This window comes from Sporichthya brevicatena (genome assembly GCF_039525035.1).
Taxonomy (GTDB): domain Bacteria; phylum Actinomycetota; class Actinomycetes; order Sporichthyales; family Sporichthyaceae; genus Sporichthya; species Sporichthya brevicatena.
The window spans coordinates 88432-106275 of sequence record NZ_BAAAHE010000026.1 but is presented as its reverse complement, the minus strand read 5'-3'; the positions used below and the strand labels follow the sequence as shown (position 1 = coordinate 106275).

At 73.5% G+C, this 17844-nt stretch carries 19 protein-coding genes; 1 reads left to right on the top strand and 18 read right to left on the bottom strand.

From position 1 onward, the window contains the following. Nucleotides 1-106: 106 nt before the first annotated feature. The 16 genes from pheT to rpe form a co-directional block, all read right to left on the bottom strand. Nucleotides 107-2620, bottom strand: coding sequence for a phenylalanine--tRNA ligase subunit beta (gene pheT / locus ABD401_RS16115; RefSeq protein ID WP_344606524.1), 2514 nt, complete (start codon nt 2618-2620; stop codon nt 107-109). After that, a complete protein-coding gene (gene pheS / locus ABD401_RS16110; protein ID WP_344606522.1) occupies nt 2620-3741 on the bottom strand; it encodes a phenylalanine--tRNA ligase subunit alpha in 1122 nt (373 codons plus the stop codon). Before pheS ends, pheT begins: the two co-directional genes overlap by 1 nt. Before the next feature lie 138 nt (nt 3742-3879). After that, nucleotides 3880-4941, bottom strand: a complete 1062-nt coding sequence (locus tag ABD401_RS16105; RefSeq protein WP_344606520.1) for a sensor histidine kinase — start codon at nt 4939-4941, stop codon at nt 3880-3882. A gap of 256 nt (nt 4942-5197) precedes the next feature. Next, nucleotides 5198-6016 carry a TrmH family RNA methyltransferase gene (locus ABD401_RS16100; RefSeq protein WP_344606659.1) on the bottom strand — a complete coding sequence of 273 codons (819 nt, stop codon included), beginning with the start codon at nt 6014-6016 and terminating at the stop codon, nt 5198-5200. A gap of 10 nt (nt 6017-6026) precedes the next feature. Then, complete coding sequence (rplT, locus tag ABD401_RS16095) at nt 6027-6407, bottom strand: 50S ribosomal protein L20 (RefSeq protein ID WP_028984975.1); 381 nt, start codon at nt 6405-6407, stop codon at nt 6027-6029. A gap of 105 nt (nt 6408-6512) precedes the next feature. Next, entirely contained in the window at nt 6513-6707 is a 195-nt protein-coding gene (gene rpmI, locus ABD401_RS16090; protein WP_344606518.1) for a 50S ribosomal protein L35, read from the bottom strand. Between the two features lie 113 nt (nt 6708-6820). Further along, nucleotides 6821-7498 (bottom strand): translation initiation factor IF-3, encoded by a 678-nt coding sequence (gene infC, locus ABD401_RS16085; protein ID WP_344606516.1) that lies wholly within the window; start codon nt 7496-7498, stop codon nt 6821-6823. Between the two features lie 205 nt (nt 7499-7703). After that, complete coding sequence (locus tag ABD401_RS16080) at nt 7704-8399, bottom strand: SseB family protein (RefSeq protein ID WP_344606514.1); 696 nt, start codon at nt 8397-8399, stop codon at nt 7704-7706. 9 nt (nt 8400-8408) lie between these two features. Next, nucleotides 8409-8873 carry a PH domain-containing protein gene (locus tag ABD401_RS16075; RefSeq protein ID WP_344606512.1) on the bottom strand — a complete coding sequence of 155 codons (465 nt, stop codon included), beginning with the start codon at nt 8871-8873 and terminating at the stop codon, nt 8409-8411. A 31-nt stretch (nt 8874-8904) separates the two neighbouring features. Then, nucleotides 8905-9753 (bottom strand): ATP phosphoribosyltransferase, encoded by an 849-nt coding sequence (gene hisG / locus ABD401_RS16070; protein ID WP_344606510.1) that lies wholly within the window; start codon nt 9751-9753, stop codon nt 8905-8907. 75 nt (nt 9754-9828) lie between these two features. Continuing rightward, nucleotides 9829-10092, bottom strand: a complete 264-nt coding sequence (locus ABD401_RS16065) for a phosphoribosyl-ATP diphosphatase (RefSeq protein ID WP_344606508.1) — start codon at nt 10090-10092, stop codon at nt 9829-9831. A gap of 11 nt (nt 10093-10103) precedes the next feature. Beyond that, nucleotides 10104-10589 (bottom strand): 6,7-dimethyl-8-ribityllumazine synthase, encoded by a 486-nt coding sequence (gene ribH, locus ABD401_RS16060; protein ID WP_344606506.1) that lies wholly within the window; start codon nt 10587-10589, stop codon nt 10104-10106. 10 nt (nt 10590-10599) lie between these two features. Further along, complete coding sequence (locus tag ABD401_RS16055) at nt 10600-11907, bottom strand: bifunctional 3,4-dihydroxy-2-butanone-4-phosphate synthase/GTP cyclohydrolase II (protein WP_344606504.1); 1308 nt, start codon at nt 11905-11907, stop codon at nt 10600-10602. Further along, nucleotides 11904-12551 (bottom strand): riboflavin synthase, encoded by a 648-nt coding sequence (locus ABD401_RS16050; RefSeq protein WP_344606503.1) that lies wholly within the window; start codon nt 12549-12551, stop codon nt 11904-11906. The genes ABD401_RS16055 and ABD401_RS16050 overlap by 4 nt, the downstream gene beginning before the upstream one ends. 3 nt (nt 12552-12554) lie before the next feature. Beyond that, nucleotides 12555-13685: a bifunctional diaminohydroxyphosphoribosylaminopyrimidine deaminase/5-amino-6-(5-phosphoribosylamino)uracil reductase RibD gene (gene ribD / locus ABD401_RS16045; protein WP_344606501.1), complete on the bottom strand. Its 1131-nt coding sequence runs from the start codon at nt 13683-13685 to the stop codon at nt 12555-12557. A 5-nt stretch (nt 13686-13690) separates the two neighbouring features. Beyond that, nucleotides 13691-14374 (bottom strand): ribulose-phosphate 3-epimerase, encoded by a 684-nt coding sequence (gene rpe, locus ABD401_RS16040; RefSeq protein WP_344606499.1) that lies wholly within the window; start codon nt 14372-14374, stop codon nt 13691-13693. Nucleotides 14375-14578: 204 nt separating this feature from the next. Here rpe and ABD401_RS16035 point away from each other — a divergent pair, with 204 nt between their 5' ends. Next, nucleotides 14579-15736: a glycine-rich protein gene (locus ABD401_RS16035; RefSeq protein ID WP_344606497.1), complete on the top strand. Its 1158-nt coding sequence runs from the start codon at nt 14579-14581 to the stop codon at nt 15734-15736. On the opposite strand, the gene ABD401_RS16030 is transcribed toward ABD401_RS16035, so the two are convergent. After that, the gene (locus tag ABD401_RS16030; protein WP_344606495.1) at nt 15687-16406 is read right to left on the bottom strand and encodes a response regulator; all 720 of its coding nucleotides are present in this window, start codon (nt 16404-16406) and stop codon (nt 15687-15689) included. The genes ABD401_RS16035 and ABD401_RS16030 overlap by 50 nt on opposite strands. Continuing rightward, nucleotides 16403-17839 (bottom strand): sensor histidine kinase, encoded by a 1437-nt coding sequence (locus tag ABD401_RS16025; RefSeq protein WP_344606493.1) that lies wholly within the window; start codon nt 17837-17839, stop codon nt 16403-16405. The genes ABD401_RS16030 and ABD401_RS16025 overlap by 4 nt, the downstream gene beginning before the upstream one ends. Between the last annotated feature and the right edge of the window lie 5 nt (nt 17840-17844).

Here is a 17844-nt window from a genome sequence, read left to right as displayed (position 1 = left end):
AAAGGTGCGCAGGATCCGTGCGATGAGACTCACACTTGACCGGGTCCTGACGGCCTTTTCCGCGAATCGGGCAACCCGACGGGCGTGTCGCGTGGGCTCGCGAGCCTCAGCCGCGGAGCGTGGCTCCGGTCGCGGCGGTGGCGGCCGCGACGGCGGCGTCACGCGCTGCAGTCGCCTCCTCCACGGTGAGTGTCCGGTCCGGTGCCCGGAAGCGCAGGGCGAACGCGAGCGACTTGCGGCCCTCGCCGATCCGCTCCCCCGCGTACACGTCGAACAGCCGGATCGACTCCAGCAGATCGCCGGCGCCGGCCCGCAGCGCGGCCTCCACCTCGGCGGCCGGGACGGCCGCGTCGACGACGAGCGCCACGTCCTGGCTCGCGAGCGGGAAGGAGGAGATCGCGGGGGCCTCGACGACCCCGCCCCCGGCGTCCAGCAGCGCGTCGAGGTCGAGTTCGAGGGCGACGGTCCGGGCCGGGAGCTCGAGCGCACCGATCACGCGGGGGTGCAGCTCTCCGGCGTGGCCGACGACCTGCTCCCCGCCCGGGGTGCGCACGGCCAGGGCGGCGCACCGCCCCGGGTGCCACGGCGCCAGCGCGCCCTGCCGGACGATCAGATCCGCTCCGGCGGCCGCGGCGGCGATGCGGGCGGTCTCGATCGCGTCCTCCCACCCCGCGGCCCGGCCCGGGCCCCACCAGCCGGCGGGCTCACGCAGACCGGTGAGCACCGCCGCGAGGTGCCGCGGCTGCGCCGGCAGCGCCGCCTCGGTGGCGGCGAGCTCGTCGGGCGTCGCCCGGCGGGTGACGGGCGGCCGGGGAGCCGGGGGCGCACCGCGCGTGGGCAGGTAGACGCGCCCGATCTCGTACACGGCGAGGTCGGCCGAGCCGCGGCCCAGGTTGCGCCGGGTGACGGCGAACAGGCCGGGCAACAGCGAGGTGCGCATGTCCGGCTCGGCGTCGGAGAGCGGGTTCGCGAGACGCACCGCGAAGCGACGCGGGTCGTCGGCCTCCAGACCCAGCTGGTCCCACACCCCGGGCGCCACGAACGGGTAGCAGAGCACCTCGACCAGACCGGCGCCCGCGAGGGCGCGGCCGACGCGGCGCCGCTGCTGCTGAGCCACCGTCAGACCGCGGCCGGCCGGGGCGGCGGGCAGGGCGGCGGGGATCGAGTCGTAGCCCTCGAGCCGGAGGACCTCCTCGGCCACGTCGGCCGGGTCGGTGAGGTCCGGCCGCCAGGTCGGGGCGGTCACGGTGAGCGTGGTCCCGTCGACGGCGGTCTCGGCGCCGACCTGCGCCAGGCGGCGCAACACCGTGGCCTCGTCGAGGTTCCGGCCGGCGACGCGCGTCGGGTAGTCGACGGCGAGCGTGATCGTGGTGGGCGCGGGAAGGCCGCCCGCGTCCGTGCCGGTCGCCGCCGCGGTGCCGCCGCCGAGCTCGGCGAGCAGCTGGGCGAACCGCAGCGCCGCGACCGGGCCGAGGGCCGGGTCCACCCCGCGCTCGAACCGCCGCGACGCCTCGGACGGCAGCTTGTGCCGACGGGCCGCGCGGGCGATCGCGACCGGGTCGAAGTGCGCCGCCTCGAGCAGGACGTCGGTGGTCGTGCCGGAGATCTCGGTGGAGGCGCCACCCATCACGCCGGCGAGCCCGATCGGGCCGGAGTCGTCGGTGATGAGCAGGTCCTCGGGGTCGAGGTCCCGGGTCGCGCCGTCGAGGGTCTCGAGCTTCTCCCCCGCGCGCGCCCGGCGCACCACGATCGGGCCGCGCAGCTTCGCGAGGTCGTAGGCGTGGGTGGGCTGCCCGAGCTCGAGCATCACGTAGTTCGAGATGTCGACGGCGAGCGAGATCGGCCGCATGCCGCACTGCTGCAGCCGCTGCCGCAACCAGTCCGGGGACGGCGCCGCGGGGTCGACGCCGGTGATCGCGAGCGCGGCGAACCGGTCGCAGGCCGGGTCCTCGAGGCGGATCTCGTAGCCCTCGCCCGCCGTCATCGCGCCTCGCGCCGCGGGGTCGACGAACTCGACGTCGTAAGCGGTCGCGACCTCGCGGGCGACGCCGCGGATCGAGAGGGCGTACCCGCGGTCCGGGGTGACGGCGATGTCGAGCACCTCGTCGTCGAGACCGAGGACGCCCTTCGCGTCCGCGCCGATCGGCGTGCTCTCGGGCAGCACGATGATGCCGCTCGCGTCGCCGGCGATGCCGAGCTCGGCCTCGGAGCAGATCATCCCGTCGGAGATGTGGTCGTAGGTCTTACGCGCCGCGATCGCGAAGCCTCCGGGGAGGACGGCGCCGGGCAGCGCGACGACGACCACGTCGCCCTCGGCAAAGTTGCGCGCACCGCAGACGATGCCGCGCGAACCCGCGCCGTCGCCCTCGGTCTCGTTGTGCTCCGGCCCGACGTCGACCCGGCAGTAGCGGATCGGCTTTTTGAGCTTCAGCTTCTCCTGGAGCTCGACGATCGAGAGCACACGACCGACCACCAGTGGGCCGGTGACGGCCTCGCCGGGCGCGTCGACGGTCTCGACCTCGAGGCCGGCCGCGATGATGCGCTCCGCGACCTGACGACCCGTCACGTCAGCGGGCAGGGCCGGCACGAACTCCCGGATCCAGGACAGGGGTGCGCGCATCAGACGTCCGCCCCGAACGGCAGGCTGAAGCGCACGTCACCCTCCACCATGTCTCTCATGTCCTCGGCGTTGTTTCGGAACATGACGGTCCGTTCGATGCCCATGCCGAACGCGAACCCGCTGTAGCGCTCGGGGTCGACCCCGCAGGCGACCAGCACGCGGGGGTTGACCATTCCGCAGCCGCCCCATTCGATCCAGCCTTCGGAACGGCACGTCCGGCACGGGCCGGAGTAGTCCGGTGCCGCCGGGCTGACGGACCGCCCGCGGCACACGAAGCACTGCAGGTCGAACTCCGCGCTCGGCTCGGTGAACGGGAAGTAGGACGGCCGCCAGCGGGTCTGGGTGCCCGCGCCGAACAGCGTCGACGCGAGGTGGTCCAACGTCCCCTTGAGGTGGGCCATCGTGATGCCCTCGTCGACCGCGAGGCCCTCGATCTGGTGGAAGACCGGGGTGTGGGTCGCGTCGAGCTCGTCGGTACGGAACACCCGGCCCGGGTGGACGACGTAGACCGGCAGGTCGCGCTCCATCAGGGCGCGGATCTGCGTCGGCGACGTGTGCGTGCGCAGCACGAGTCCCTTCTCCGGCGGGTCGACGAAGAAGGTGTCCATCATCGAGCGCGCCGGGTGGTCCGGCCCGATGTTCAGGGCGTCGAAGTTGAACCACTCGGTCTCGATCTCCGGGCCCTCGGCGATCTCGTAGCCCATCGAGACGAAGACGTCCGCCAGGTACTCCTGAGTGGTCGTCAGGGGGTGCCGGGCGCCCCGCGGGCGCCGCGTCGTCGGCAGCGTCACGTCGACGGCCTCGGTGACCAGGACGCGGGCGTCGCGCTCGGCCTCGAGCTCGGCGGTGCGGGCGGCCAGGGCGTCGGCGACGGTCTTGCGCGCCGTCCCGACTCGCTTGCCGGCCTCGGCCTTCGCAGCCGGCGGCAGCGCGCCGATCTCCCGGTTCGCGAGCGCGAGCGGCGACCGGTCGCCGGCCACGTCGAGGCGTACCTGCTTGAGGTCGGCGAGGTCGGAGGCGCCCGCGATGGCGGCCAGGGCAGCGTCCACCGCAGCCTCGATCGCCTCGGGCTTCAGCGCGCTGACCTCGACGGGGTCGAAGTTCGAGTTCGGTGCGGACACTCGCGGGAGTCTAGGCGGCGCCCCGCCGCGCGCTGAAACCGATAACGCCCCTCCTGCGGGATGACGTCCCGCAGCAGTGCCCTGTCAGCCCGCGTGCGGGCCGACACGTGTCCGTGCGGGACGTCATCCCGGGGAGGGTCAGGCGCCCTCGGGGACGAACTCGGGGAGGGTGAAGCGGAACGCCGCGCCGCCGCCGGGGGCCCGGCCGACGCCGATGGTGCCGCCGTGCGCCTCGACCAAGCCCTTGGCGATGTAGAGGCCGAGGCCCGTGCCGCCGTGACGGCGGTCGCGCCAGAACCGGTCGAAGATCTGGCCGACGAGTTCGGTCGGGACGCCGGGTCCCTGATCGCTGACGGTGATGGCGACGCCGTTCGCGGTCGGCTCCAGGCGCAGCGTCGTGACGCCGTCCCCGTGCCGCTGCGCGTTCTCCAGCAGGTTGCCGATGACCTGGTCGACCTTGTCGGCGTCGACCCACATCTCCGGCACCGGCGCCGGCAGCTCGATCCGGAAGTCCTGGGGCGCGGCGCCGGCGGCCACCCGGGTCGCCACATGGCGCCGGAGCGCGGCAGCGAGGTCGGTGGGGCGGCGGTAGAGCTCGAGCCGGCCGGAGTCGATGCGGGCGATGTCGAGCAGTTCGGTGATCAGGCGCGCGAGCTTGTCCGCGTCCGCGTCGACGGTCGCGAGCATCTCCTTGCGCTGGGCGTCGGTGAACCGGTCCCAGCGGTTGAGCAGCGTCGAGGTGAAGCCTTTGACGCCGGTGAGCGGGCTGCGCAGCTCGTGGGCGACCATCGCGACGAGCTCGGCGCGGTCGCGGTCCCAGCGCTCGCGGGCAGCGCCGCTGCGCAGCGTCACGACGACACGGACGACCCGGCCGAGCCGCGCGGCGCGCAGGTAGCGGGCGGAGACGAGCACCTCGCGGCCCCCGAGCAGCGTGAGGGCGCGCTCGGGGTGGCCGGTGCGGATGGCGAGGCCCCCGTAGGGGTCGCAGAGCTCCCACCAGTCGCAGTTGTTGCGGTCGACCAGCGGCAGGACGCTGCCGAGGTCCTTGCCGATGAGCTCGTCCGCGGGCAGGCCCAGGAGGCGCTCGGCGGCGACGTTGACGATCACGACGGCACCGGTGTCATCCGCGACGACGACCCCGTCCGGGAGGTCGTCGTACGGGATCCGGCCGTCTTGTGCGTCCCCCGGCGCGCTCAACATCACCTCGTCAGGATCTCGGAGCGATCTACATCGCGAGAGCTTTTTGCGTTACCGCAACTCGGTTCTGCCCAGGAAAGCCGGTTTCTGACAGTCAGTTGTGACCGCATTCTGCTCATGCATGAGCAGGTAGTCGATTGATGTCCGATTTGCCCCGATTCGTATCGCCACCCGCTCATGCATGAGCAGCGGGCGCGGCCGGCAGCCCCCCGACCGGCAGCCGCGACCCGGCAGCCCCACGGACCGGCAGGCGCGACCGTCAGCGTGACGGGGGGCGACGGTGGGCGCGGGCGGAGGCGTACAGGCAGACCGCGGCGGCGGTGGCGAGGTTGAGGCTCTCGGCCCGGCCGTGGATGGGGACGCGGACGACGCGGTCGGCGAGGGCGCGCAGGGCGGGTGGGAGGCCCCAGGCCTCGTTGCCGAACAGCCAGGCCGTCGGGGCGGCGAGGGTGCCGGCGTCCTCGAGGGTGTCGAGGTCGTCCGGACCGGCACCGTCGGCGGCGAGGATCTGCACCCCGGCGGCGCGGAGCGCGTCGACGGTCGCGGGCAGGTCCGCCTCGACGGTCACCGGCAGGTGGAACACGCTGCCGGCGGACGCGCGGGCGCACTTGGGGTTGTAGACGTCGACCGAACTGCGCGTCAGGACGACAGCGTCGGCCCCGGCCGCGTCGGCGACGCGGATGACCGTGCCGGCGTTGCCGGGGTCGCGGACCTCGGCCAGCAGCGCCACCAGTCGGGGCGCGGGGTCGAGCGCGAGCGGGACGTCGAGGAACCGGCAGACGGCCACCAGACCCTGCGGGGTGACGGTCTGCGCGATCGACGCCATCACCGAGCCGGAGACCCGGTGGATGGGCAGGTCGGCCGCGGCGGCGCCCTTCAGCAGGTCGGGATGCCGCTCCCCCGCCTCGGCGGTGGCGAACAGCTCGACGACGCTGCCGGGCCGGCCGAGCGCCTCCCGGACGGCCTGCGGTCCCTCGGCGAGGAACCGTCGGTCGGAGTTCCGGAAGCTGCGCTTGGCCAGCCGGCGCGCGGCATTGACGGGCGCCGCGCGGACGTTCGTGATCTCGGACAGCGGGATCGGCCGTCGATCAGGCGGCCGGGGCGTTCCGGTCCTCGGGCAGGGCGTTCTTCGCGACCTCGACGAGCGCCGCGAACGCGGGCGGGTCGTTGACGGCGAGCTCGGCGAGCATGCGGCGGTCGACCTCGACGCCGGCGAGCTTGAGGCCCTGGATGAGGCGGTTGTAGGTCAGGCCGTTGGCGCGGGAGGCCGCGTTGATCCGCTGGATCCACAGCTGACGGAAGTCGCCCTTGCGCTTCTTGCGGTCGCGGTAGGCGTAGACGAGCGAGTGGGTGACCTGCTCCTTGGCCTTGCGGTACAGGCGCGAGCGCTGGCCGCGGTAACCGCTGGCCTGCTCGAGAACCTCGCGACGCTTCTTCTGGGCGTTGACCGCCCGCTTCACGCGTGCCACGTCGAATTACTCCTCATGCGAGGGACTGCCTGCGGGGCGCAGTCCCGGGTCGGTGGGGTCGAGGGTGCGAGTACGTCTCGCGGGGATGCCGAAGTGCGCGGGGCGCTACTTCTTGAGCATCTTCTTGATGCGCTTGGCGTCGCCGGAGACCATCTCGGCCTCCATCGCGAGGCGACGGGTGCGCCGCGAGGACTTGTACTCGAACAGGTGACGGCGGTTCGCACGCTCGCGCATGACCTTGCCGGTCCCGGTGATCTTGAAGCGCTTGCTCGCGCCGCTGTGCGTCTTGACCTTCGGCATGGTGCCGTCTCTCCTCGATCTCAGCCGTACTCAGCCAGGCAGGATGCCCGGCCGGGCGGGTCGTGCGGGACGCGGGTCGGAACGGGTCCGACCCGCGTGCTGCCGGTGGCGTCTCACTCCGCCGGAGCGGTGTCCACCTCGGTCTCGGTCGCCTCCGGCGCATCGGACTCGCCGTCGCGGTCCTTCTTCGCCGCGCGCTCGGCACGAGCCTCGGCCATCGCCTCGGACTTCTTCTTCGTCGGGGCCAGAACCATGATCATGTTGCGGCCGTCCTGCCGCGGCGCGAACTCGACGAAGCCGAGCTCCGTCACGTCCTCCGCCAGGCGCTGCAGGAGGCGGTAACCGAGCTCCGGCCGCGACTGCTCGCGTCCGCGGAACATGATCGTGATCTTGACCTTGTCGCCGGCCTTGAGGAACCGGACGACATGGCCCTTCTTGGTCTCGTAGTCGTGGGGGTCGATCTTCGGGCGCAGCTTCATCTCCTTGACGATGGTCTGCGCCTGGTTGCGCCGGGCCTCGCGTGCCTTCATGGCGGACTCGTACTTGAACTTGCCGTAGTCCATGAGCTTGGCGACGGGCGGTCGGGCCATCGGGGCGACCTCGACCAGGTCGAGATCAGCCTCGCGGGCCAGCTCCATGGCCTTCTGGATCGGCACAATGCCGACCTGCTCGCCGTTGGGGCCGACCAGCCGGACCTCCGGCACGCGGATCCGGTCGTTGATGCGCGGCTCTGCGCTGATAGTGCCTCCTCGGAAAAACTTCTCGTCTGCGACCCGGGGCGAAAGGCACAAAAAAGGCTTCCGCGCACTCGCGGAAGCCGACGACCCGGCACACGTCCCCGTTGGAGCGGGATCGTGCGCAAACAGCCCCGAAGGGCTGTTCTGACCGGGACCCGACGACCTGAGGCGGTCGATGCGGGTGGGAGTCGGGCTCCACTTGTGCTCCGGACCTGCCGAAACAGGACCGGTGGGTCGAGGTCAGCCTAGCACTGCGCGATCACTGGTCCCGTCCTGGCGCCGCGAGGGCGAGTTCCAGGCCGAGGTCGAGCCGCTCGCGCAGGATCGGGTGCTCGGCGAGGGCACCGGCCAGACCCTGGGCGACGGTGACCGGGTCGGTACCCGCGGTCACCGCGAAGACGAGCACGGCGTCGGCGCTCGCGGACGGGGCGAGGCGGAACCGCGTCACCGCGGGTTCGGCGCCGACGACGGCCGCCACGGCGGCTGTGACCTCGGGGTCCTCCAGCGGCGGGACGGGCACGCGGCCCTGGGCGATCGCGCGCAGGGCGGGACCCTCGACCGGGAACGTCACCGGGCCGCCGGGGTCGAGCACCAGCAGGTCGCCCTGCTCGGCGACGGTCGACAGGCAGGCCGTGGTGGCGGCGACGGGGACCGGGCGCGCCTCGGGGTTCCAGTCCACGAGGGCGGCGAGGCTGGTGAACGCCGGGAGCGCGGTGCGCCCGTCCTCCCCCTGGATGGTGACCAGCATCATGTCGGTCTCCTTGTCCGCCCCGGTGATCACGTCGACGTTTACCGCGCGGGCGACGACGGGGACCATCACGCGACCGCCGACGAGCGCCGCGTAGACGGGGCCGGGCGGACCCCCGGCCGCCCAGGCGGAGAGGGCCACGGCCAGCGTCGGGTCGGCGGAGCCGTCGTCGCCGGCGAATCCGGGGTCAGGGATGGAGCGCTGCACCGCGCGAGATTAGCGCGGCGGGGACGACGCCCCGGTCTCGCCGGAGCGTTCGTGCACCAGTTCCGCGAGGGCCCGCGCGGCCGCGGGGGCGGCGGGGCCGTCGGAGTTCTGGATGCCCATCGCGGCGATCGTCTCGCCGTTCGCGAGGTCGAGGTACACCCACGGGTCGCCGCGGTGCAGCCGGACGCCGAGCACCTCGCCCCAGGCGAGCTGGTGCCGGCGGAAGAGGTTGACGACCTCCAGGCCCGCGTCGGTGGCGAGGATGCGCACGTTCGCGTGCCGGTGCAGGAACGCAGCCAGCCCCACCCCGACCGCGAAGACTCCGATGCGGGACGGCAGGTTCCAGGCGCGGGCCCCGTCGTCGGGCAGGATCACCGCGATGACGGCGAGGACGACGAGCATGAACGCCGCGATCGCGTAGCACCAGACGCGTGTCTTGCGGGGCCGCCAGGTGTGCGGCAACGGTGTGCTCATCGACAGGAACCCGAAAAGATCTGACGCGAAGTCAGAGTCGGCAGGCGTGGATGTCCGTCACGAGGATGGCGCGCGCGCCGACCTCCCAGAGGTCGTCCATCAGCCGCTGGGCGTCGCGCTTGGGAACCATGGCGCGCACCGCGACCCAGGCCTTGTCGCGCAGCGGCGACACGGTGGGCGACTCGAAGCCGGGGGTGATCGCGACCGCGGCCTCGACCGCCTCCACCGGGCAGTCGTAGTCCATCAGCACGTAGCGGCGGGCGACGAGGACGCCCTGCAGGCGGCGCACCAGCTGCTCGTAGCCCGCCTCGGCGCCGGCGCCGATCCGGCGGACGAGCACCGCCTCCGAGCGCAGGATCGGGTCCCCGACGACGACCAGGCCCGCCTGGCGCAGCGTGGTGCCGGTCTCGACGACGTCGGCGATGACGTCCGCGACCCCGAGCTGGATCGAGGTCTCGACGGCGCCGTCGAGGCGGATCACTTCGGCGCTGACGCCGGCCTCGGCGAGGTGCTTGGCCACCAGGCCCGGGAACGAGGTCGCCACGCGCAGGCCGCCGAGGGCGCTGACGCCGGCGTCGGCGGTGCCGGGCAGCGCCGCGAAGCGGAAGGTCGACCCGCCGAAGCCGAGCTCGAGGACCTCCTCGGCGGGGGCGCCGGAGTCGAGCAGCAGGTCACGGCCGGTGATCCCGACGTCCAGGCGGCCGGAACCGACGTAGACCGCGATGTCCCGCGGACGGAGGAAGAAGAACTCGACGCCGTTGTCCGGGTCCTGGAGGACCAGCTCACGGCCGTCGCCGCGCTGCCGGTAACCGGCCTCGCGCAGCATGGCGGCCGCGGGCTCGGACAGCGAGCCCTTGTTCGGCACGGCGACGCGGAGCATGGGAAACGGCCCCTTTCCGGGGATCGAACGACGGGGGCGATGTAAGAAAAGGGTGACACCCTTTTCTTACGGCGCTCACAGATGAGCGTATACGTCGTCCAGCGACAGGCCCGTGGCCAACATCAGCACCTGGACGTGGTAGAGCAGCTGCGAGATCTCCTCGGCGGCGCGGTCGGCACCCTCGTGCTCGGCGGCCATCCAGGACTCGGCGGCCTCCTCGACGACCTTCTTGCCGATGAAGTGCACGCCACGCTCCAGGGCCTGCACCGTCCCTGACGCGGGGTCACCCTGGGCGGCCTTCGCGGTGAGCTCTGCGAACAGCCCCTCGAACGTCTTCACGGGGGAACAGGCTACGGGAGCGGGTGGGCGCGCAGCGCCGCCGCGGTCTGCACGGCCGCCTGGGCGGCCTCGTAACCCTTGTCCTCGGACGAGCCCGGCAGACCGCTGCGGGCGAAGGCCTGCTCGTCGTTGTCCGTGGTCAGGAGCCCGAAACCGATCGGCACGCCGGTCTCGACGGCGACCTGGGTGAGGCCCAGAGTCGCCGCCTGGCAGACGTACTCGAAGTGCGGGGTGCCACCGCGAACCACGACCCCGAGGGCCACGACCGCGTCGTGAGTGGCCGCGAGGCGGCGCGCCGCCACCGGCAGCTCGAAGGCGCCCGGGACGCGCAGCAGCGTCGTTGCCTCCAGACCGGCCTCCTTGAGGGCACGGTGGGTGCCGTCGAGCAGGCCGTCGATCACCTCGGCGTGCCACTGCGCGGCCACGATCGCGACCCGCAGGCCGGCGACGTCGCCGAGCTCGGTCGGGTCGAGCTTGGGTGCTCCTGCTCCGCTCATGCCGACTCGCTCACGTGAACGGCGTCCAGGGTCCGGCGCTGTCGTCGTGCTCGCCGCAGATGTCGGCCTCCGGGATGTCGTGACCCATGCGCTCCCGCTTCGTCCGCAGGTAGTGCACGTTCTCGGGGGTCGGTTCGATGATCGAGGGGACGCGGGAGAGCACGGGCACGCCGTAGTACTCCAGGCCGCGGCACTTCGCGGGGTTGTTCGTGATCAGACGCACCGAGCGGACCCCGAGGTCGAGCAGGATCTGCGCGCCGACGCCGTAGTCGCGGGCGTCGACGGGAAGGCCCAGGTCGAGGTTGGCGTCGACCGTGTCGCGGCCGGCGTCCTGCAGCTCGTAGGCGCGCAGCTTGTGGGCCAGGCCGATACCCCGGCCCTCCTGGCCGCGCAGGTAGACCACGACGCCGCGGCCCTCCTTGTTGATCCGCGCGAGCGCGGAGCGCAGCTGGGGGCCGCAGTCGCAGCGCAGCGAGCCGAACGCGTCGCCGGTCAGGCACTCGGAGTGCACGCGCACCAGGACGCCCTCGCCGCCGGTCACGTCCCCGCGGACCAGCGCGACGTGCTCGTCCTCGGAGTGGGCGGCGCCGGAGTCGGCGTAGGCGTAGGCCTGGAACTCCCCCAGCACCGTCGGGAGCCGGGTCTTGGCCAGGCGGCTGACCTGCGACTCCACGCGGCGGCGGTAGGAGACCAGGTCGGCGATGGAGATCAGCGCGAGGTCGTGCTCGGTGGCGAACGTCGCGAGCTCGGGCAGGCGGGCCATCGACCCGTCCTCGTTGACGATCTCGCAGATCACGCCGGCCGGTGTGAGGCCGGCCATGCGGGCCAGGTCGACCGAGGCCTCGGTGTGGCCCGGCCGGCGCAGCACGCCGCCCTCGACGGCGCGGAGCGGGAAGACGTGGCCCGGGCGGGTCAGCTCCCAGGGTTCGGTGGCCGAGTCGCAGAGCACCTTGATCGTGCGGGCGCGGTCCTTGGCGGAGATGCCGGTGGAGATGCCGTCCCGGGCGTCGACGGAGACCGCGTAGGCCGTCTGCTTGCGGTCCTCGTTGACCATCGTCATCGGCGGCAGACCGAGGCGGTCGAGCTCCGGGCCGGGCATCGCGACGCAGATGACGCCGGAGGTGTAGCGGACCATGAAGGCCACGAGCTCCGGGGTCGCCTTGGAGGCGGCGAAGATCAGGTCGCCCTCGTTCTCGCGGTCCTCGTCGTCCACCACGACGATCGCCTTGCCGGCGCGCAGATCGGCGACAGCGCGCTCGATCGAGTCGAACGTGAATCCGGGGTTGGCGGGAGGCGGCCCGGCCTGTTCGGCCGTCATCGGTCACCTCCGCGTCCAGAAACCGTGCCGTCGACCCGGTCCTCGACCGCCTGGTCGAGGTGGAGCAACCGCTCGACGTGCTTGGCGAGCACGTCGACCTCGAGATTGACCTGGTCGCCGGGCGCTCGTCGGCCCAGCGTAGTCGCCCCCAGGGTGGTGGGGATCAGGCTGACGGTGAACGAGCCCGGGCCGAGGGCGGCCACGGTCAGCGAGACCCCGTCGACCGCGATCGAGCCCTTCTCCACGACGTAGCGCTCCAGCGCGGCCGGAAGGCTGATCTCGACCAGCTCCCAGTGCTCGGCCGGCGTACGGGACAGGACCTGACCGACGCCGTCCACGTGGCCCTGGACGAGGTGGCCGCCGAGCCGGGTCGCCATCGTGACCGCCCGCTCCAGGTTCACCGGCGAGCCCGGGCCCAGGCCGCCCAGCGCGGACCGGTCGAGGGTCTCCTTCATGACGTCGGCGGTGAACGCGCCGTCGACGACGTCGACGACCGTCAGGCAGACGCCGTTGACCGCGATGGAGTCCCCGTGCCGGGCGTCGCCGCAGACCAGCGGGCCGCGCAGCGTCAGCCGCGCCGCGTCCTCGCTCAAGTTTTCGAGGCCGAGAACCTCACCGAGTTCCTCGACGATGCCCGTGAACATCGCTCAATTCTCCACTGCCGGTTCGCGGGGCGCGCTCGGGACCACCGGTCGGGCCACGAGGCGAACGTCCGGGCCGACCGGGGTGATCTCGTCGAGTCGGAATCGGCGGGCGGCCTCGATCGTCGGGGCGCCGGGACCGGCGAGGGCGGGGAGCCCGTCGCCGCCGATCAGCACCGGGGCGACGTAGCCGACCACCCGGTCGACCAGACCGGCCGCCAGGAACGACCCGGCGAGGCGCGGGCCGCCCTCGAGCAGCACGGAGACCACCTGGCGGGAGTGCAGCTCGGCCAGGACGGCGTGCAGGTCGACACCGGTGCCGTCCGCGGCCTGAGGGACCGTCACGATCTTGGCGCCCTCGTAGAGGCGCGGGTCGCCGTCCACCGCCCCCGGGGCCTTGAAGATCAGGGTCGGGGCCGTGTCGTCGAGGACGCGTGCGGTCGGCGGGGTGCGCAGGCCGGAGTCGAGGACCACCCGCAGCGGTTGGCCGTGGCGGACCGGGGCGTCGCGGACGGTGAGGGCGGGGTCGTCGGCGAGGACGGTCCCGGAGCCGACGATCACGGCGTCGCACTCGGCGCGGAGCCGGTGGACGTCGGCACGGGCCGCGGGGCCGGTGATCCACTGGCTGGTGCCGTCGACGGCGGCGGAGCGACCGTCGAGGCTCGCGGCGTACTTCCAGGTGACGAACGGCCGGCCGGTGCGGACCGAGGTCAGCCAGGCCTCGTTGACCCGCTCGGCCTCGGCCGCGAGGACACCGACCTCGACCTCGAGCCCGGCCGCGCGCAGGGCCTCGACTCCCCCGGCCGCCGGTCCGAACGGGTCCCGCACGGCGACGACGACGCGGGCGATGCCGGCGTCGAGCAGGGCCTGGACGCACGGCGGCGTCCGGCCGGTGTGGTTGCAGGGCTCGAGCGTGACGACGCAGGTGCCGTTCTGGGCCCGCGGCCCGGCGGCGGCCAGCGCGAGGACCTCGGCGTGCGGACCGCCGGCCTTCACGTGGAAGCCCTCGCCGACCACGGTGCCGACGATGTCGAGCACCACGGCTCCGACGACCGGATTGGGACTGGTCGTGCCGAGCCCGCGACCGGCGAGGGCCAGGGCACGGCGCATCGCCGCGTACTCGGCCTGGGACGCCATCGGTCCTACTTCGCCCAGGGCGCGGCCGCGGTGGCCGCCTCGGCCTGGGCCCGCAGGCGGCGCACGGCCTCGGCCGGGTCGTCCGCGCCGTACACGGCGGACCCGGCGACGAAGACGTCCGCGCCGGCCTCGGCGCACCGTTCGATCGTGCCGGCCGAGACGCCGCCGTCGACCTGCAGCCACAGGTCGAGGGCGCGGCCCGCGATGAGCTCGCGGGCCCGGCGGATCTTCGGCAGGACGACGTCGAGGAACGCCTGGCCGCCGAAGCCGGGCTCGACGGTCATGATCAGGAGCATGTCGATCTCGGGCAGCAGGTCCGCGTACCCCTCGACGTCGGTGGCGGGCTTGAGCGCCATCCCGGCCCGGGCGCCCGCGGCCCGGATCGCGCGAGCCAGGCGGATGGGGGCGTGGGCGGCCTCGACGTGGAAGGTCACCGAGCCGGCGCCGGCCTCGGCGTACCCGGGGGCCCACCGGTCCGGGTCGGCGATCATCAGATGACAGTCGACCGGCGTGCTGACGCGTTTCAGCAACGACTCGACGATCGGCAGCCCGAGCGTCAGGTTCGGCACGAAGTGGTTGTCCATGACGTCGACGTGGAGCCAGTCCGCGGCTCCCGCGACGCGGTCGCACTCCTCGGCCAGCCGGGAGAAGTCGGCCGAGAGGATGCTCGGCGAGATCTGCACACCCATGAGACCGGGAGCGTATCGGCAGCCCTCGCACCGCCGACGCATCGCCGACACCGCGACCACGGACGCGATCTCACTTCCCCGCTGGATCGCCGTGCGGACTTCTTAACCGGAAATGCCTTTTCCTGGTGGCGAATCGCTCGTGTGGACCCTGATCCCACGGGCACGTCTCGACTAATTTGAACGCCCGGACCGGGGAGGATCGCCATGGCACAGCGGGTGATGCGGGGAAGGGTCGTCGGCCCACGCCGGCCGTGGATTCTCGGTCCGCTGCTGGCACCGCTCCTCGTGACCACCACCGCTCCCCCGGCCGGTGCCGTACCCGGCGCGCCGTTGCCCGCCGAGTGCTCGACGAGCGGCCGGGCCGTCCAGTGCCTGTTCACCCAACCCTCGGCGATCGCGACGGTCTTCACCGTCCCCGCCGGCGTGGTCAACCTCGTCGTCAGTGCCCGCGGTGGTTCCGGCGGACCCGGGGACGCGGACCAGCAGAGCGACTGCACCGACGGCACCCTGTCCCTCCCCCGCGCCCGCTCCGTGACCGGTGCCCTCGGCGGTCTCGGCGGCACGGCGCGGGCGGTCCTCAACGTCGAGCCCGGTCAGGTGCTCGACCTCTACGTCGGCGGGATGGGGTCGTCCGCGAACGGCATCACCGGCGGGGCCGGCGGGGTGAACGGCGGCGCGCCCGGCGGCACCGTGCAGCTCGACCCGAGCACCGACGTCTGCGACCCGTTCAACCAGTTCGGCGGCGGTGGCGGCGGTGGCGGCGGCGGGACGTTCGTCATGGCACACAACACGCTCCCGCAGGTCGCGGTGCCGCTGCTCGCGGCGGGCGGCGGCGGTGGTGGCGGCGGGACGTACAGCGGGACGCCCGGTGGTGCCGGCGGGGCCGGCGGCGGGCCCGAGGGCGACCCGGGCTCCGGCGGGCCCAACCGCGGTCTCGGCGGCCTGGTGACCAACGGTGGCGCCGGCGGTCCCGGCGCGGGCGACGGAGAGCAGGGCGTCGGTGGTCTCGGTGCGGCGTCGCTCAGTGCCCCCGGCGGCGGGGGCGGTGGCGGGGGCGGCTTCTTCGGCGGTGGCGGGGGCGGGACGAGCGTCCCGACCGACGCGATCGCCCCGGCCACGGACCTCCACATGGTCAGCGGCGGCGGGGGCGGCGGCAGCGGATTCGTCGCCAGCGCGGGCCCCGGCGTCCGGCTGAGCAAGGCCGAGATCGGGCCCGGCTCGGTCTCCGGACCGGGCGAGATCGCGATCTCCTTCACTCTTCCGGCAACGAAGACCCGGGACAGCGCGACGACGAGCGGAGCGAAGAGCCGTGTCAGCGCGGGTCGGCGGGCACGAAGTGGTACCCCATCCCCGGGTCGGTGATGAGGTAGCGCGGCCGGGCCGGGTCCGGCTCGAGCTTGCGGCGTAGCTGCGCGACGTACACGCGCAGGTAGTTGGTCTCGGTCCCGTACGCCGGACCCCAGACCTCCTGCAGCAGCGTCCGGGACGGGACGTGCCGGCCGGCGTGCCGGACCAGGACCTCCAGCAGGGCCCATTCGGTCGGGGTCAGGCGGACCTCGCCGCTCGCGGTGGTCACCCGCCGGGCGGCGAGGTCGACGGTGAAGTCCGGGGTGGTGACGACCGGTGTGCTCTCCTCCGTCGGCACGACGGCGCGGCGCAGAGCGACCCGGATGCGGGCGAGCAGCTCGTCCATGCCGAACGGCTTGGTGACGTAGTCGTCCGCCCCGGCGTCGAGGGCTGCGACCTTCTGCGCCTGGTCCTCCCGGGCGGACAGCACGACGATCGGCGCGGAGCACCAGCCGCGGAGGCCGTGGATCACCTCGACGCCGTCGAGGTCCGGGAGGCCGAGGTCGAGGATCACCACGTCCGGCGACCGCCGGGCCGCGACGGCGAGGGCGGTCGCGCCGTCGGCCGCGTCGAGCACCTCGTACCCCCGGGTGCGCAGGTTGATGCCGAGCGCCCGGCGCAGCGTCGCGTCGTCGTCGACCACGAGCACACACGCGCGACCGTCGAAATTCTGACGCTGCGTCATGTGCGGCCCGCCGAATCCGGCTCGAGCGGGAGCGTCAGCGTCATCGTCAGACCGCCACCCTCGGTCGCGGACGGAGTCAGGGTGCCGCCGACCGCGGTCGTGAAGCCCCGCGCGATCGCGAGACCGAGGCCGACCCCGGGCCCGCTGCGATCGTCGAGCCGCTGAAACGGGGTGAACATCTCCTCCCACTGCTCCGGCGGAACGCCGGGGCCGCGGTCGGTCACCGCCAGGCGCAGGGCCCGCCCGTCGGCCGTCGCGCGTCCGACGATGCGCACGACGGTCCCCGCCGGGGCGAACCGGCACGCGTTGTCGACCACGTTCGCCACCACACGCTCGAGCAGTCCGCCGTCGGTGCGGGCATGGGGCAGGTCGTCGGGGACGTCGACCTCGACGGGGGTGTCGCGGGACCCTTCGAGGAGCACACGCGCGACGACCTCGTCGAGCGCGACCGGGGCGATCTGCACCGAGAGCACACCGGCCTGGAGCCGGCTCATCGCGAGCAGGTTCGCCACCAGTTCGTCGAGTCGGTCGGCGGAGTTCTCGATCTGGGCCAGCAGTTCCGCGCGGTCCGCCTCCGCGAAGGCGACGTCGGGTGCCCGCAGGCTGGACACCGCGGCCTTGATCCCGGCCAGCGGCGTGCGCAGGTCGTGTCCGACCGCGGCGAGCAGAGCCGATCGCAGCCGGTCGACCTCGGCGAGGTCCGCCGCCCGCGCCGCCTCCTGCGCGGCCGCCTCGGCCAGGCGCTGCGCGTCCCAGGCCCGGGCGGCCGCTCCGGCGAGGCGACCGAAGAGCCGCCGGTCGGCCGCGAGGTGCTCGGGGCCCACGGCCACGAGCCGCAGCCCGTCCCCGGCATCGGCCGAGATTACCGGCGCCTCGGTGAGCGGCGGGCCGACCCGGCCCACGGTGCGGGGCGACCCGGTCGAAGCATCCGCGAGCAAAGCGACCGAGGTCATGCCGAAGGCGTCCCGGACCTGCGTGAGCACGTCGGCCAGCGAGGTCTCGCGCACGGGGCCGGAGGTGACCCGCGAGAGCAGGTCCGCCTCGACCCGTTCGCGCGCGGCCGCCACCCGCGCCCGTGCCGCGAGCTCGACGGTGACGCTGACCCCGACCGCGACGAGCCCGAAGGTGACGAGGGCGATGGCGTCCAGCCGGTGGGTGACGTCCCAGTCGCCGTAGGGTTCGGTGAACCAGTGCGTCGCGAGCAGCAGAGCGGCGGCCGCAGCGACCACCGCGGGCAGCACGCCTCCGAGCAGTGAGATCAGCACGACGGCGAGGACGTAGAGCAGGAGCACGCTTTCGAGGTCCAGGTTCTCGCGCACCCCGACCATGACCACCGTCATCGCCGGGAGCACCGCGGCCGCGGTGCCGAGGGCCGCCCAGCGCCGCGTTCGGGGCAGTCCCGCGCCCGCGCTCGAGGGTTCGTCGTCCGGCACGGGTA